Raw genomic sequence first — 390 nt, 5'->3', positions numbered from 1 at the left:
CCCCTCGCCGCCGCTGAAGCTGTCGTAACCGCCGTCGGTCCCTTCGACGACGAAGGTGTCGTCGCCGGCTCCGCCATCCAGGGTGTCGGAACCGCTGCCGCCGACAATCACGTCGTCGCCGCTGGAGCCGGTCACCGTATCGTTGCCGCCACCGGCATCGATCCGTGCGATGTTCAACACCTCGGTGGTGCTCAGGTCGATCACGTTGCCGCCGCCGGTGCCGGCGATCACGTTGTCGCCCGCACCGCCGTCGATCCGCTCCACCGTGTTCTCCCCGGTGTAGCGGAGGACGCGGATGGTGTCGTCCCCCTCGCCGCCGACCACCTGGTCGAATCCCTCACCACCGGTGAAGCTGTCGTAACCACCGTCGGTTCCCTCTACCACGAAGGC

1 protein-coding gene is annotated in these 390 nt (G+C 67.9%); it reads right to left on the bottom strand.

Annotated elements, in window-relative coordinates; genetic code table 11:
• On the bottom strand, positions 1–390 hold a 390-nt coding region (locus tag ACYQ2W_RS26685), incomplete at both ends, for a calcium-binding protein (protein WP_459874168.1).

Source organism: Endothiovibrio diazotrophicus, assembly GCF_054657215.1.
The sequence above is the reverse complement of the archived record's forward strand: the minus strand, read 5'-3'. Positions and strand labels throughout refer to the sequence as shown.